5 protein-coding genes and 3 pseudogenes are annotated in these 17686 nt (G+C 40.7%); all 8 read right to left on the bottom strand.

Annotated features, from left to right (window positions below):
* Positions 1 to 29 precede the first annotated feature (29 nt).
* A pseudogene (locus HMPREF9957_RS13790) lies at positions 30 to 8117 on the bottom strand (accessory Sec-dependent serine-rich glycoprotein adhesin); the annotation flags it as partial.
* 847 nt (positions 8118 to 8964) lie between these two features.
* Positions 8965 to 9336, bottom strand: a pseudogene (locus tag HMPREF9957_RS0102505) (Rpn family recombination-promoting nuclease/putative transposase); the annotation flags it as partial.
* 5 nt (positions 9337 to 9341) lie between these two features.
* Positions 9342 to 9740: pseudogene (locus HMPREF9957_RS13420) on the bottom strand (hypothetical protein); the annotation flags it as partial.
* A 5-nt stretch (positions 9741 to 9745) separates the two neighbouring features.
* The gene (locus HMPREF9957_RS09075; RefSeq protein ID WP_000218321.1) at positions 9746 to 10720 is read right to left on the bottom strand and encodes an Rpn family recombination-promoting nuclease/putative transposase; all 975 of its coding nucleotides are present in this window, start codon (positions 10718 to 10720) and stop codon (positions 9746 to 9748) included.
* Positions 10721 to 11491: 771 nt separating this feature from the next.
* Complete coding sequence (locus tag HMPREF9957_RS09070) at positions 11492 to 12769, bottom strand: glycosyltransferase family 8 protein (protein WP_001072752.1); 1278 nt, start codon at positions 12767 to 12769, stop codon at positions 11492 to 11494.
* 110 nt (positions 12770 to 12879) lie between these two features.
* Positions 12880 to 14112 carry a glycosyltransferase family 8 protein gene (locus HMPREF9957_RS09065; RefSeq protein ID WP_255263234.1) on the bottom strand — a complete coding sequence of 411 codons (1233 nt, stop codon included), beginning with the start codon at positions 14110 to 14112 and terminating at the stop codon, positions 12880 to 12882.
* Positions 14113 to 14258: 146 nt separating this feature from the next.
* Positions 14259 to 15464: a glycosyltransferase family 8 protein gene (locus HMPREF9957_RS09060; RefSeq protein WP_001204109.1), complete on the bottom strand. Its 1206-nt coding sequence runs from the start codon at positions 15462 to 15464 to the stop codon at positions 14259 to 14261.
* Between the two features lie 458 nt (positions 15465 to 15922).
* Positions 15923 to 17467, bottom strand: a complete 1545-nt coding sequence (locus HMPREF9957_RS09055; protein ID WP_001025437.1) for a peptide chain release factor 3 — start codon at positions 17465 to 17467, stop codon at positions 15923 to 15925.
* Positions 17468 to 17686 lie beyond the last annotated feature (219 nt).

Raw genomic sequence — 17686 nt, 5'->3', positions numbered from 1 at the left:
ACGTCTGATACAGGTGGTTTCACCGTATTCTGCGTACCATCTTTATAAGTAATAGTTACAGTACCGTCTGGAGATATGCTATAGCCAGCATCTCCTGATTTAATACGATTTGCAACTTCAGGGTTTGAAGCTTTCACCGCAGCAATGACAGCTTTCTTGTCTTCTTCAGTCAAGGCAGTTGCATTGGTTACTGGTACTGTCAAAGGTGTAACAGCTGGGAATTTCTCTTTCAATTTCCCTTGAACAACGATAAAGAGTTCTGTTTGTGCTTCGTTATCATTCACGTCTCTTGTAACAATTCTGCGTGTCCAACGGTTTGTTGGATACTCAGGAGTTGTTGTTCTTAAACCACTACCTTGCACCCAAGTTTCTTCTGGATTTAATCTACCCGTTGTTTCTACAGTAGCAGGATTTGTTTCTGTAGCATCCTTTACTGGACCTTCGAAGGTAGGTTTCTGAACGTTTGCACCCTCTAGCATCCCGTCTGAGGCGTGGGTAGTATCCAAGAAGTTTGTTTGTTTTTGTCTATTATCTGTAACTAGGAATTTTTTGATTTTACCACTGTTATCTTTGGCAGTAGCTACAAATCGGTATTCATCTCCAGCAAAGATTTCATAACCATCTGGTTGCCCTTGGATGATTGTCTTCTTAGGCGCCGGAACCCATTGACCAGTTGCATCCTTAATTTCAAGACCGTATGTAACTTCTGGAACTTGGTTTTCTTTGGTAATTGAACCATTTCCAACTTCTGAAGTAAAGGTGTCAGTTGTGTTTGCGCCTGCTGGAACTGATTGGGTAGCAGTCAAGGTCGCATTCTTAGTCAACAAACCATTAGCGTCATATTCGTTAACCAAGTCTGTCTTATCAAATGTAACTTCTGTTGCGCCTTGAGGAACTTCCTTGGTGTATGAACGTGTCGCATTTCCTTCGGTAACGTTCAAGGTTACAGTTGCACCTGGTTTAACATCTGTAATCGTAATTGACTGGTCTGGCAAACCACCTTTTTCAGTCATATTTTGGATAACAGGTGTCTTCAATGAAACAGCTAGGTCCGTAACAGGGATATCACGTGTTGTCGTATCCTTGTAGGTAACCCTTACAACACCATTTTGGATGGTAATGTCTTGAATACGCTCAGCTTCTCTAGCATCCCTTGTATCATGCGCTGCGCGAACTGCTGCCTTAATATCGGTTTGGTCTTGTTCAGTAAGGCTATCTGTATTCGCAACTTTAAGCAGACGACTTGGGTTGAGGCTAGCGTTCTTGTCGCTCAGTTTTCCTTGTTTCAGACGGAATGTAGAACCTAACTCTGAAGTGTTGTTCTGAGCATCGGTCGCTGTAATCGAACGAGTGACACTCCAATCTCGATAAGCGAGATCTGGTTTAACTGATCCTTCATTTGTTACATTTGTTACGGTTGCTGGATTATCTTCTGTTGCAGTAGTAGCACCAGAAATCATGGTATTTGTTGTCGTACCCCATTGACCAGCCAGAATATTCGTAGTTACATTACCTGTGTTGTCTCCTATACGAACTCCAGATGATACAACCTTACCACTATTATCCGTAAATTTCGTTTCAAATTGAAGTTTATCACCTGCATAGAAGGTATAAATAGGCCAACCGTTTTCAGTTACTGGTGTCAGTTCTTTCCATGTATTGGTTGCTTTATCCCATACCTTAACCGTGTTGCTCTTAACGAGAGGTGCTACCCTTTCACCAGTGATACTTGCAGTTGCAGTTGCTGATGTCAAGGCCTCTGGCTGGTTATTGGTTGGATTTGTTTTGGTAACTGACTGAGTGACTGTTACATTGTTGGTTCCTGATGGAAGCACACCATTATTTGCTGAATATACCGCTGCCAACTCTTCCTTGGTAAAGGTTACTGTTCCATCTTGACCAGCTGTTTTCGGAGCAAGCGCTACTCCAGCGACAGTCATGTTAACTGTTGCGCCAGGAAGGGCATTTTCTACCGTGATTGCTTGGTCTGGCAAGCCACCTTTTTCTGTTACTGTATCAGCCTTGATAGTCGGTGCTTGTGGTTTGACCTTGATGAGAACCCGAGGATCGTCTTCATGTCTTCTGTCTGGACTTGAATCAGCTGGTAGGGCTACATCTACATTGTGAGCATAGATACCTGGAGTAGCAATCTCTGTTACTAGCTGATCTTTTCCACCTCTCCAAGTAAAGGTTGTTGCTTCAGGTGCTGTTGGAGATTGTGTAGTTGGCTGAACAGCTTGTTTAGCGTCATCGATGATATATCTTAGGGAATCAACGTCACCAGCAGTTGTTTCATAGACCTGTTTTGCCTCGTATTTATAATCATTAAAGGTGAAGGAAGCAGTCGATGTCAAGGCAGGATTTGAAGCCGTTGCTGTTCCAAAACGTCCATTAGGGTATTGAGCAGTTACTGTGTAAGTCGTGCTGCTAGGACGGGCCTGAACTCCATTTTTAGTTTCGTGCAACCAGAGGTCACCAAAGTTACGACTATTGAAGCCTGTAGTGATTGGATCACCTTCATTGTTGTTTCGATAAGTATAAGACCATTTCGTTCCACTTGGAAGATCATCCGTTTTAACATATTGAGCTGTTCGTCCACCCAATTTATTGGTCTTACCAAATACTGAGTAGAAGGTACCTGTCAAACCATGTTCTGTGTAAGTTTCTAGTTTTTTGTAGACATCGTACTTGTAGTTGACTTCGTCTACCGAACCGTCTGCATAGGTCACGACTAGAGTAGCTGTTTTGTTTGTTGCATCTTCAGATACTTTCGGTACAACTTTATTGGTTGTAGGGTCAGTTACTGTCTGGTCTGCAAGATTTTTCCATGCTACAGTTGCACTAGATGGGATATCACCTGAAAGGAAGGCTCTTGGGTCTTGTTGGGACAAGTCTGTCTCGCCTTGAACAGCATAGAATTTACCAACACCATCTGCCGTTTGGTTTTTGGCCGCTGGTCTATACTTATCCGCCTGACTTTGAACAGTGATGGAAATATTTTTGGTTGCTGGATTATTTTTCTTATCCTGTGCAGCAATCGTAGTATTCAGTGTTTTCCCTTTTTGATCTACAGCTGGTGTTCCTACGATTTTACCATTTTCATAACGAAGACCTTTTGGAAGATTAGTTACTGTTGGATAGCCTTCTTTGACCCCTACACCTGCATCCGTTACACTAAGTTGGATATCTGTATCAGAAAGCGGCTCTCCTGCTGTTACCGTAAATCTTGTAGTTTCAGTTGTTTCATTATTTTTAAATGTTTTGATAACTGGTGGCGTAGTATCAACTGAGATTGCACGAGTTGTATCAGTATCACTAGTGACACCATCCGCAGTTGCTCTAGAGATCACATCTGTACCATCTTTAACAACGCTATCTGGAAGAGTGATTACACCTGTGTTTTGATCGATTGTCACTCCTGTAGGAGCATTTGGAATCGTCCATCTTCCATTGTTTTTCCGTGCTTCGATCGTTCTAGGCGCTGTCTGTCCTGTAGGTGTATAGGTTACGCTAACACGATCAGTGGTTGTCTCGCTTGCCTTTGGTGTAACCGTAATATTACCATTTTGACTGTTTACATCACCGTTTGGAGCTGTTGGTTTCACCTTAAATACAACCGTTTGTTGTTTGTCAACTGCGAAGGTTGTACGTGTTTCACTGTTTTGGTTCTTAGTTTCTGTAGGGAAAACCGCCTTGGCGATACGAGTGTATGTACCTGGATTGCTAAACGTTTCGTTAGCATTAGTGCCGTTCCATTCAAAGTTCATACCTGATGGGAAGAAAGTATCATCTTGGACTGTTCCATTATTCGTAGTTGCCAGATAATTGTGGGCATCTCCAAGTGTCGTATTAACGTTAGTCAAAACTTCGTTGTTATTAGGAAGGTTTTTCTTGACTACATCAACCACACGATATTTCATGTAGTAGGTTGCTGTATTGCTGCCATCAGATGCATGAATCTTCGCTGTATGCACACCAAGTGTCTGACCAGAAGCGACAGTACCCGAAAATTGACGATTTGCGTATTTATTTGACTCTGTCTTACCTGTTTGTGACGTAAAGTTACTTGCCGTAACTCCTCCAGGAAGATTTTCCACACGGAGAGTCGTTACTTTACCGGAGTTATCCCATGCTTTCAACATCGGATTGAAGTTTGCACCTCTGTATACAGTAAAGAGGGGATCGGTTGGTTCTGTGGTTGGCAAGTCATAACCTTGGACTTGCACTTTAGGTGCCACTCTATCAGTTACAGTAAAGTTAACTGGCACCTCATCCATCGAACCATCTGGATAGGTTACTACAACTGTACGTGTCAAGCGTCCGTCAGAAACGGTTGGATTTTCTCCAGTCTTCCATGCGTAGCTAATTGCAGCTCCAGGAGTTGTTCCCTTAACTGGCAAGGCTGATTTATTGGTAATGTATGCTTCTGCTGGTTGGTAGCCTGATAGTTGACCATTTGCTGGCAAGTCTAGTCTAGCGTTTGTAGCAGCTGTCGGATTGTATTTATCTGACTGTTTACGAACCTCGATACGGACGTAAGCATTGTTTGTATCGTTATTAGCAGCATTGTTATTGGTTAGATCAGAAGCATCATATCCAGAAATATAACGAGTCCATCCTACTGAAGCATTCGCAGCTGCACCGATTTCTTGCCCTCTACCAACTTGACCTTTAATATTTACCTTGTATGGATTGGCATCCGTTGCATTTCCAGCACGTCCCAAGTTATTGCTTTTATCTGTAAAGGCAATATTTGTTCCTTTTGAAGTATCCGTGATGCGTGCTTCATTTCTCACTGCAAACGGACTTGTACCATCAAAAGTCGTTGTCTGTCTATCATCTACCTTGACTTTATTCAGCTTACCGCTGTTATCTGTCAAGTTGACATCAACATCAAAGGCTTCTTCACGGTAAACGATAATCTTGTGTCCTTCAATCGTTGCGCCTGTGTTAGCAGTGATATTTTTGAGAGTTGGGGCAACTGTATCTGGTGCTAGGGCTGTTCCATTAGATGTCGCTCCGTCAGAGTTGAAGTTATAGCCTGTTGCTGAAACTGGGCTAAGGTCTTTAACTGTTGGTTCTGTAATAGAAACCACACCGGTACTTGCATTCACCGTTACTCCTGATGGAAGCGTATCTGTCGTTTGCCATTGAGTTCCAACTTTGTTTAGGCTGATATTCGTAGGAGCATTGGCATCTGACGGAACATAAGAAACCTTCATGCGGTCGGTATTTGCCTGTGGAGTAATTGTGACACTACCATCAACTGGTGTAGTGATTACAGGAGCTACTGGTGGTCTCTCTTTTGCTACATTCTCAAAGAAGACTTCTTTGGTATCGATAGAGTCTTTTCCTTCATTATCTTTATAGACAACTTGGACTTCTTTTGTCAATCCAACTTTACCACTTGTAATGGTTGCACCGGTCAAACCATGACTGTTCAAAACTTCTTGTTTTTCAGCTTCTGTTAGGGTTGAACCCAACTTGCTCTTGTCCATTGTTGCAGGCAAGGTTAGGTAGACTGTCTTCCCATTATAAGTCGCTTTTACAGCCATATCTTCATGGTCACCTGAACCAAACTGTGTAGCATTTCCTACCCAGTTTACAGAAGCGACGCGCAAGTTCGCAAGGTCATTGCTTTGTCCAGAAGCAACAAGACGCGTATTTGGTAGAACTTCTGCTCCACTACCGTTTTGGTTTACTTGTGTTTTATACTCGTCCATATCAGCTGGCATAGCCAATTTGTCAGCAGCTGACATTACTTTGTCAAAGCCTTGGATTACAGATGCCGCAGAAGGGATAGTTGTTCCCTTGGCGATTTCACCCGCAGTACGTCCTTCATTAATGACAGGTTCATAGACATCTGACTGGGTTACAATACGGAAAGGAAGGTCGTAGACCCCAGCACCTTTAACATTCGCTTTTAGATTGTAGCTTCCCTTCGAAAGTTTCATACCAGAACGTAGATTCGCGGTATACTGGATAGTAGTACTACTGTCATTACGTCCATCCATAGCATAGGTGACTGTTGCGTTAGAAAGTTCCGTTTTTCTTCCATCTACTCGGTCATAAATCTCTGCTATCTCATTAAGACCACTAGGTCTGGTAAAGTCGTTCAATCGCCCCCATTTTAGGAAGGTATTTGGCACACCGTCCTTCAATTGCAGATAGTAACGTTCCTGAGAACCGTTCATCTGCATGTAGTTTCTATGACGTGAGTTTTCCAAAGAACGGAAACCAGCCATATAGTAGTCTTTGGTATTTGGATCACTTGTTGTTGTATAAGTGATACGGTATCCTTCTAGACGGGCAGAACCTCTAGGGTGGAAGGCATAGATGTTTGCGGTTGCACTGTTAATTGTTTGAAAAGCAAAGTCACCTGCTTTTTTCACTTTGTCAGTAATTTTATCTGTCTGATAAAATACAGATGGATCTCTATGGGCAAAGTCATCCAAAGATGTCAAACTTCCTTTTCCGACACCGTTCGGTCCAACACCACTGGCATCGTCATAATAGAAAGAGCCACCGTTGTTGTCGGCATTCCCGACAGCCCAACGCATATCGCCTTGCTTGCTGTTGTTACGGAAGGCACCATCTCCATCATTACTAGTACCCAAAAGATTCCATCCACCACTTTGTCTATCTTTTTGATAGAAGTTCATCTGGGTAATGGTGTGACCTTTTGGTACAGTAAAGTAGAAGTATGGGTTATCGTGTGGTTCTCCACCGTCATTGAAAGTAACTTCCCAGTTCGTTGTTCGACCTGAACGAGTAGCCTTCATATAGACTTGGCTTTTAATATCTGCAACTTGAACACGAGTGGCAACATTGGCTTTCCCTGGCGGTCTATCATTTGCCTGTCGTCCCTGAGTCGCATAAAGGAAGGTTCCTTCTTTATAGATACCTTGCGCCGCAGAGTTGTGGGCAGTTGCATCATCTCTCGTCACTACATATCCAACTGTAGCTGTGGAGTAACCATATCTTGCATTGTTAGGATCGTTTTCAGCTGCACCTCCTGGAGCCTCTCTGAAACTTACCCCTCGTTCCATTTGCGTGCCATTTACAGCACTGCGTTTACCATTGCTTGCGCGGAGGACAGCATTGGCAATAGAAGCTTCTGCAGCCTTGGCTTGCTTGATAACTGCTGTAAGGTCAGCAGTTGGGTTTTTAAGAGCTTCCTCAATAGCTGTTACGGCATCATTGACCTTCGCAACTGCCGCATCTGTATTTGGTAAACCAACAGACTTAGCTAGGTATTCACCCATAGAGGCTGAAATCTTAGAAAGACGTTTGCGGTCTTCTTCAGCCTTTTTCGTTGCTGTCGCATCTGCAGATGCTGCAACCGCTGCATCTGTTGTCGCTGTCGTCAAGCTATTTGCTACAGAAGTAGGGGCGTCCAAGCTTTGACCGATATGCGCAATCGCAGTCAAGTTACGATTGATAGCATCAGTAAGAGCTGTAGTTGGTGCTGGCTCTTCCTTACGAGTAGAAGCTGCACGATCTGCAACCGTCTCTGAAGAAGCAGTTGTCACAGACTCTGCAGTTGCAGGTTTGCTTGATTCTGAACTTGCTGTTGATTGACTAGCTGATTCACTTAGAGAAGCTGACTCGCTGAGAGAAGCTGACTCACTGAGAGATTTACTTGCGCTTTCTGACAGGCTTTGAGATTGACTATCGTTTTCTGATAGACTTTGAGACTGAGTCGTAGACCCTGACTCTGGCTGACTAGCAGTTGCTGCTCCTTCTTCTGTCTTGTCTTTTACTGTCCCTAGGACTGCTGAATCTTTCAAGGCAAGAGGTTTTTCTCCTCCTACTTCTTTTTCAACAGTTACATTCTCATTTGCATATACAGGACCTTGAGTAGCCATCGCTCCCCCAAGCACCGTCCCAGCTGCTGCTATCCCTCTCAGGATATCCAGTCCAGTCAATGTAGTGGATGCTTCCTCTTCGATAACTTCAGTTGTTACCTGAGCAGTATCTACACCACCTCTCAAGACTTTAAAGAGACCAAACTGAGAAGTCGAAGCACGTAACCAATGCTTACCAGACTTGATCAATTTGAAACGGGTCACACGATCCGTCTCTCTATATTCACCGTTTTGGCGTCTAAAAAACATATTTTTAGTTTCCTTTTCCTTTGTATTTATGTGTATTTAGCAATAAAATACCAAACTATATTATACACTTTGAATTCAAGTTTTTCAATACTATACAAAACATTTTTACCTAAAAAAAAAAGCATTTTGCACGCATATTATTGCTTTTTGCGCTATTTTTTATAAAGATACTTTAAATTATTATTCAGAGCCATTTTTGGCTTCAAAATCGAGTTTTTAAGCGTTTTTATGTTATTAAATTGAGAAATATTAAATTTTCGTTACAGAAATTTGACAGCAAATTCCCAAAAATTTTTATAAAAGTTTAATTTGATTTTTTATGTTAGTTTATTAATATATTGGTTATATATTTTATCTTTTGAATACTCTGTTTTATACTCAATAAAAATCTAAGAAGGAACTAAGACGCTAACCACAGATCGTTCACTACACTACTTTGATACTCTCCATCAATCAGAAAACAATATAAACCATCAGCAATTTACGGCGAGTCCATTGATTAACATGTAATTTTAACTTCAGTTTCAAATCACTATTTAAAGCTATCGGAGACACGTTTTGTGATTTACTTTTTGTTTGGTATGAAATTTCGTTTTTTCCAGCTATGTTAGTATACTTATAGAAACAATACTTTAGAAACCTTGGTGTACTCTTCTAGCTTCAATAAACTATATCTTCCAATAAAAAAATCACATCAAGTTAAAACAAATCGATTGGGAGATGGGAGATTTAAGCCAATTTCTAACAATGTTTCAGAAAATGTATTGTACTATCTCAGATTCAATCCACTAGAAAAAAAACAGATTATTCCATCTGATGCGGAAAAATCTGTCATTGTTCTACTGATTTATAAAAATTCCTTAAACTCCGCAACGGTCATACCTAATTGCTGGCTGGCAATTTCAGGTGCCAGAAGACCTTGGCGAACCATATCTAGGAAGGCAAAAAGTTTTCCACGCTCTAGTCCCTGTTCAAGACCTTGTTCAAGACCTTCAGCCCTAGCTGTTTCCAAGGCATAGTCCTGTGCTAACAAGGCTTGTTCTTCACGCATACGTAATTGACTAAACATCTTCCTGTCCTCCTCGGACCAGCTCTTGTAGTCCAGCAGTTGATCTGCTTGGCTGATGGCTCGCTCAGGTTCTTGGGTAAAGGGTTTGTTGCCGAAAAACTCCAACCACGGCTTGCGAACGCTATCCTTGCTGGTTTCTCTGTATTTTTTAGGTCTTATTTATGATGCTCTTTCAATAGTTCTTCAAACTCAGCCACGGTCATGCCTAATTGCTCACTCGCAACCTCCGAAGTCAGAAGACCTTGGCGAACCATATCCAGGAAGGCAAAAAGTTTTCCACGCTCAAGACCTTGCTCTAAACCTTTTTCGATTCCTTGTTCAATACCTTCTGCTCTAGCTGTTTCCAAGGCATAGTCCTGTGCTAACAAGGCTTGTTCTTCACGCATACGTAATTGACTAAACATCTTCCTGTCCTCCTCGGACCAGCTCTTGTAGTCCAGCAGTTGATCTGCTTGGCTGATGGCTCGCTCAGGTTCTTGGGTAAAGGGCTTATTCCCGAAAAACTCCAACCACGGCTTGCGAACCTCGTCTTTGCTGGTTTCTCTGTATTTTTTAGGTCTTATTTATGATGCTCTTTCAATAGTTCTTCAAACTCAGCCACGGTCATGCCTAATTGCTCACTCGCAACCTCCGAAGTCAGAAGACCTTGGCGAACCATATCCAGGAAGGCAAAAAGTTTTCCACGCTCAAGACCACGTTCCAACCCTTGTTCAACTCCCTCTGCTCGTCCTTGTTCAAGCCCCTCTGCACGACCGCGTTCAAGACCACGTTCTAAGCCCTTTTCTTCAGCTTGTTCCAAGGCATAGTCCTGTGCTAACAAGGCCTGTTCTTCTCGCATACGTAATTGACTAAACATCTTCCTGTCCTCCTCGGACCAGCTCTTGTAGTCCAGCAGTTGATCTGCTTGGCTGATGGCTCGCTCGGGTTGTTGGGTAAAGGGCTTATTCCCGAAAAACTCCAACCAGGGTTTACGAATGCCATCTTTGCTGGTTTCTCTGTACTTTCTTAATTCCAAGAATGCCATCTTAACCAGATGGTTTTCCTGTCCATTGTTTGTAATTGTTAAAACCTCACCTGTCGTGTCCTCGCGCATACTAAAACTATGAAAAGCTTGCTCATCTGAGAAGTAATTACTATCTACAATAGCGATTGCGTAAACTGGTGCGATGTGCTTGTAACTCTGGTGGGTATCACCTTCACGTTGACGAATTTTTTCTAGGTTTTGATTGACCTGACTGCACAGATAAGCCCACAGGCGATTGATGAAAAAATTCTGATGATGAACTTGAATTTCAATAATTACTTGCGTACCATTATCCAACTCTGCCAAGACGTCTATACTGGTATAGAAATCCTGGGCCGAGTACGGCAGGGAAGGCAAGACATGAATATTACTCCCCTCCAAAATGGTCACATTTTTTGCTGGCAAGTCCAGCATATCGCGGATAAATTGACAAGTGATCTCTGGATTGCTAAAGATTTTCTTAGCAACCAAATCATTAGTTGGGCTGATGCCCGGATGACGTACCGTCATATTTCTTCTCCTTTCATTATAGCACATTTTTAAATCTAATTTGCTAGATTTAATGCTTCTATCTATTTATTCGGAAAAAGAGAGGAAATTGGTAGCAAATTTAAAACAATTCTATTCTTCTTCATTTCATTCTCAAATTTCCGGTCACAATCCACTTCACACTCCTCTTAAGAAGCACAAGAAGATTACCTGCAATTCAAGCATTCTATCTCCTGTAAAACAAAACCTGAGCAAATGGAAATTCCAGCAAAACTTGCTCTGATAGCCGTTTCAAATGTCTAGTTGGAATTATTAAAAGAAATGAAATAAATGATAAAAATCCTCATAGAACCCTATCAAACGACACAATCTAAGGATGACCGAAAATCAAAGGTGACTTCAGAGGTTAATCAATTAGACAGTTGATATTATATAAATTTATGTAGAAAGTCACCAAATTTTGTTAGATGTAAAGAAAATCCTTCATCAGGTGCTGACGAGAATGTAGTTTCAGACTAAAATACCATAATACATTGAAGCTGGAATAATACTCTAAGAGTTCTAAACATTGCTAGAAATTGATGTGACTTTCCCAATCGATTTGTTCGTATTTTATTTCAATCTACTACACTTGACAATATCATTCAAATCTACTGTAAACAAAAAGGACATTCTGATTAGCAGAACAGTCCTTTTTTCATATTTTATCATTGAAAGCAATTTTTTATACTATAAATCTAAGACTTTTTTGAATTTGTCAAGCTTCATAGCTAGACTCTGATTGCCCATAGACTAAAGTATATTCAAATGCTTCTTATCTGCTATCAGCTGTTTTACTCGATTCGCCATTAGTTGCGATGTTTCATAAACTTGTGCCTGTTCTCCAACATGATTGGTCTGAGGGAAAGCAAGGACTGGCGTCTTCAGTCTCAATGCAGTATCCATAGGGTCTTGCCAAGCCATTCCTTGGCTAATATCTAGCACTGCTACCGCAGTCTCTAATACATTGTCATACTTTATCGGATTAAAAGCGCTTTGATAAAAGTGAACATTGGGATATTGACCATAAGCTAGTAAAACATTACTCATCATAGTTGGGGCAAAAATATCAAAATCACACTCAGGCAAACTTTGAACAAGCTCTTCTAGACGCTCTAACTCCTCAACAGTAGTAAAAACTACTAATCTCGGACGAAGTATTGAGTGATTATATTCTGACAAGGCTAGGTTAAATAGATAAGTATTTAAAATCGTTGACCAGTCCAAGCCATAGTAAAACCACCATAGACTAGTAAATCGGTTACGGCTCATCGTTCCCCACGGCTTTTCGCCACCTATATAATGTAGCACTAAAGGTAATTGATTATCCACTAACCTTGTACGAGAAAGTCTATATTCACTTTTATCATAAACATCATAGCCTGCAAAAAAATTATAGGTATCATCAAGCGGTAACCATTCTTGACCAAAGGCCATAATCATAATAGACTGTTCACCATTTCTTACTTCTTGATAGTGTTCCTCAGATAAGTTCAACAACCAATCGCAAACATTTTCTTGTCTCCAACGTTTGATATTAACAAGCATCACACCCGAGTTTAGTTCCCATTCAACATCCTTATTTGTTCTAGGATCCAGCTCGCTATCATTAACTGCCGCTATATAATAACCGTCCAAATCATAGTCCAAAAGATGAACCACATCTCCTGTTACGATCAGATCACAATCCAGGTAAAGCGCTATATCCTCCTTAACATAATCTGCGATATAATAAATCAAAAATTTCGTAGCAGATATATGGGCGCTATTCTGAAGATTAAAGTGCCTCATCGCTAACTCTTCCTCTGGTAAACGAATATTGACAATTTCCGAATCAAAGGGCTTCAGCCATCCTTGAAGTGCAGAAAACCACTCTTGTGGAATATCCCCCTTATTAAACACATAAATTCGTAATCCACGTTGATGTGCGCATAAAGATTTAATGGTTACAATAGCTTGTTCACAATACGGCCTATCAAAGCATAAAATAATAGCTTTTTTAGCCAGTTGATTTTCCTGTAATTGATTCATCAATTCCCTTTCTATACTTTTTACACCCGATAAGAAGTAACATTTTTAGGTCAATCTATCATAGTGACTAATACCGTATGGATTTTGTCTACTCTTAAGCTTGAAGGCAATCACTTCGATAGCAGCTTTTCAATGAGTTCAAGCATTTCTTGAGGATTCTCTTCCGAGACGATTTGGCTGTATGATTCTGTATCACGATTCGTTGTATCCCATGCTAAAATAGGAAGTTGTCTTGCTTTAGCTTTACTTATCACATCAAACATCTCACGATCAGCATTGATATCCAAATAGAAGTCCAATTGGGAAAGAACACTATCTACATTGTAAAGCGTGCAATTTGGATATAGTCTTACGTTGGTGTATCCCTGAAGAGCCATAATAGATCCCGCAAAATTGGTAGGCGCCAAAAGATGAAACTCTACGTCTGGACAATTCTTCACAAGAAATTCTAGATGGGGCATCTCTAATGTTATAGTCACAACCGCTGTACGAGCTCGTACCTTTTTCACCAGTCCTCTATAGCCTGACTCTAGGGAAAATTTCCTTAATAAGACATCCGACCACTCTAAACCATAGTAAAACCACCATTCTTCTCTCAGACGGTTGAGCGTAATTTGTTGCCAAGGTTTCTCACCTGTATAATGAATCATTTTTACAGAAGCTTCTAGTAACTCAGCGTGTGGGTACCAATCATTTATATTTTGAATATAAGCGATAGAATCCATCCCTACCATGAAATTGTAGATAGGTTCTAGTTCTTTCCAACGATTTTCAAAAAGACGATTCAAAATTCCTTGATCCCCAAAATCTGTTTGATGATATTGATTGGTTAACTCAATTAGGTCTTGCGTGACGTTTTCTGCTCTCCACATATCGTTGTTAATTAACAAAAAACCAGAATTAAAAATATTCTTATAATAATCATCTCTAACTGCAGCTAAAGGAATATCCGTCAAATCTAAGTCCCACAACTCATCTATCGGTTTTCGTACAACAATATCTGAATCCAAATATAGTACACGAGACTCACTTACATACTTTGGAATAAAATACCTAAAAAAGGCCGCATATGAAAGTCCCTCAAAGGGGAGACGATAACCTTTCAGAATACTACTGTCAATCTGAACATTCACAATCTCACTATTCAAAGTCTCTAGTCTTTTTTCCATCAATTGGAACCACTCTCGCGGAAGGTCATCATTAAAAACATAAAACTTAAGATTATCATGATGAACACAAAGGGATTTTATTGTTGTCTCAACTTTATTCATATAAACATTATCTGCACCTAAGACAATCACCTTTTTCTCTTCTTTCATTCTTTGTCTCATTTCTTTTTTCATTCCCATCATATATTTGTGGAGCTTACTTTTAAATATATTTTTTAGTTTGGATTAAGTCATACACCAAAAATCCAATTAATACACACACAAGTATTTAATAGTGACAGTAGCTTATTCACAATAGGAGCTATCAAAAAGATTTTCAGCTAATTTAATAGCTTTTCAATGAGTTCAAGCATTTCTTGAGGATTCTCCTCAGAGACGATTTGGCTATACGATTCTGTATCATGATTCGTTGTATTCCATGTCAAAATAGGAATTTGTTTTGACTTAGCTTTACTTATCACATCAGACACTTCACGACCAGCATTGATATCCAAATAAAAATCCAATTGCGAAAGAACTCTGTCTACATTGTAAGGTAAGCAACTCGGATAAACTCTTACATTGGTATAAGTTTGAAGAGCTAGCACACAATCTGCAAAAGCTGTAGGCGCCAAAAGATGAAACTCTACATCTGGACAATTCTTCACAAGAAATTCTAGATGGGGCATCTCTAAGGTTGCAGTCACAACCGCAGTACAAGCTCGTACCTTTTTCACCAGTCCTCTATAGCCTGACTCTAGTGAAAATTTTCTTAATAAGACATCCGACCACTCTAAACCATAGTAAAACCACCATTCTTCTCTCAGACGATTGAGCGTAATTTGTTGCCAAGGTTTCTTTCCTGTCAAATGAATAATTTTTGCAGAGGGTTCCAGTGAATCAGCGTATGAATACCAATCATCTTTTTCATAAAGGTCAGCGATAAAATCCATCCCTACCATGAAATTGTAGATAGGCGCTAATTCTTTCCAACGGTTCTCAAAAAGACGATTCAAAATTCCCTGATCCCCATAAGCTGTTTGATGATATTGACTGGTTAACTCAATTAGGTCTTGCGTGACGTTTTCTGCTCTCCACATATCGTTGTTAATTAACAAAAAACCAGAATTAAAATTATGTGTATAAAAATCATCTCTAACTGCAGCTAAAGGAATATCCGTCAAGTCCAAGTCCCACAACTCATCTATCGGTTTTCGTACAACAATATCTGAATCCAAATATAGTACACGAGACTCACTTACATACTTTGGAATAAAATACCTAAAAAAGGCCGCATATGAAAGTTCCTCAAAGGGGAGACGATAACCTTTCAGAATACTACTGTCAATCTGAACATTTACAATCTCACTGTTCAAAGTCTCTAGTCTTTTTTCCATCAATTGGAACCACTCTCGCGGAAGGTCATCATTAAAAACATAAAACTTAAGATTATCATGATGAACACAAAGGGATTTTATTGTTGTCTCAGCTTTATCCATATAAGCATTATCTGCACCTAAGACAATCGCTTTTTTCTCGTCTCTCATTCTCTATCTCATTTCTTTTTTATTCCCATCATATGTTTGGGGAGCTTACTTCCCATTATGACGGCAAAGCGTTTAGGTAAGGCTATTTTTTACACCACGACACAGAGTTTGGCAAATCGATTCTATTTGCCAAACGTAGTTAGTAAAGCAGTTAGCTAGGCCACTCACTACCAGTTACGACGGAAAGTTTTACGAATCGATACCATTCGTGGACTTTGCCTAGTGAAGCGTTTAGGTAAGCCGATTTTTACACTACGACACTGAGTTTTACAAATCGATTCCATTTGTAAAACTCAGTTAGTGAGGCAGTTAGCTAGGTCACTCACTACCAGTTACGACGGAAAGTTTTATGAATCGATACCATTCGTGGACTTTGCCTAGTGAAGCGTTTAGGTAAGCTGCCAAAGCGGTTACCGTCAAATGACAGCAACTTTATGTTGCTAGTCATTTGTAGCGATTTACATTTTTTCTTCCAACTCTACATCTGGATACTTGTCCGCAAACCAACGGAGGGCAAAGTCATTTTCAAAGAGGAAGACTGGTTGGTCAAAACGGTCTTTGGCCAAGATGTTGCGGCTTGATGACATGCGTTCATCCAAGTCCTCAGGCTTGATCCAGCGAACGGTCTTTTTACCCATTGGGCTCATGACTACTTCCGCATTGTACTCGCCTTCCATACGGTGCTTAAAGACTTCAAACTGGAGTTGACCTACAGCGCCTAGCATATACTCACCTGTTTGGTAATTCTTATAAAGCTGAATGGCACCTTCTTGCACCAATTGCTCAATCCCCTTGTGGAAGGATTTCTGCTTCATGACATTCTTAGCAGAAACTTTCATGAAAATTTCAGGTGTAAAGGTTGGCAGGGGTTCAAATTCAAACTTGTTTTTTCCAACTGTCAAAGTATCCCCAACCTGATAAGTACCTGTATCATAAACCCCGATAATATCTCCTGCCACAGCATTGGTCACATTCTCACGACTTTCAGCCATAAACTGGGTAACATTCGACAGCTTGGCGCCCTTACCAGTACGAGGTAGATTAACACTCATACCGCGCTCAAATTCACCTGATACGATACGGACAAAGGCAATACGGTCACGGTGACGGGGATCCATGTTGGCTTGGATTTTAAAGACAAATCCTGAGAAATCCTTGTCGTAAGGATCTACAATTTCGCCATCTGTTTTCTTGTGACCATGTGGTTCTGGAGCAAACTTAAGGAAGGTTTCAAGGAAGGTCTGCACACCAAAGTTTGTCAAAGCTGAACCGAAGAAGACAGGTGTCAATTCTCCAGCAAGAATAGCTTCCTCTGAAAATTCATTCCCAGCTTCATTTAAAAGCTCAATGTCATCCTTGACTTGCTCGTAGAAAGGATTGCTACCAAAAAGCTTATCCCCATCTTCTAAACTAGCAAAACGCTCATCCCCTTTATAGAGCTCCAAGCGTTGATTATAAAGGTCATACAAGCCCTCAAAGGCTTTCCCCATCCCGATTGGCCAGTTCATCGGGTAGCTCGCAATGCCCAAGACTTCTTCCAATTCTTGCAAGAGGTCCAGTGGCTCACGACCGTCACGGTCCAGCTTGTTCATAAAGGTAAAGACTGGAATACCACGGTGCTTGACAACCTCAAACAATTTCTTGGTTTGCGCCTCGATACCCTTGGCAGAGTCCACGACCATGACCGCAGCATCCACCGCCATCAAGGTACGATAGGTATCTTCTGAGAAGTCCTCATGCCCTGGCGTGTCGAGAATATTCACGCGCTTGCCATCGTAGTCAAACTGCATAACAGATGAAGTCACCGAAATCCCACGTTGCTTCTCGATATCCATCCAGTCAGACTTGGCAAAAGTCCCTGTTTTCTTCCCTTTTACCGTACCAGCCTCACGAATCTCGCCCCCAAAGTAGAGCAACTGCTCAGTGATGGTTGTTTTCCCCGCGTCCGGGTGGGAGATAATGGCAAAGGTACGACGTTTCTTAATTTCTTCTTGAATATTCATAAGTTCTCTTTCTTTGATTCTCTATTTTTCTTGTTTCACTAGCTAAGAATGATTTCTACATTGGATTTTACCATTCCTTTCAACACTCCATTATATCGGATTTTAGCATTTTTTTCAATTTCTATCTTTATATTGAATAAAAGCTTTCCCTTGTGGTCAAATAGATAGAAAACCGTGACAATTCTAGCAAAAATGATATAATAAAACAAAAAGGAGATA

Origin of the sequence: Streptococcus mitis SK1080 (assembly GCF_000220085.1) — a bacterium.
In the GTDB taxonomy this organism is placed as follows: domain Bacteria; phylum Bacillota; class Bacilli; order Lactobacillales; family Streptococcaceae; genus Streptococcus; species Streptococcus mitis_K.
The sequence above is the reverse complement of the archived record's forward strand: the minus strand, read 5'-3'. Positions and strand labels throughout refer to the sequence as shown.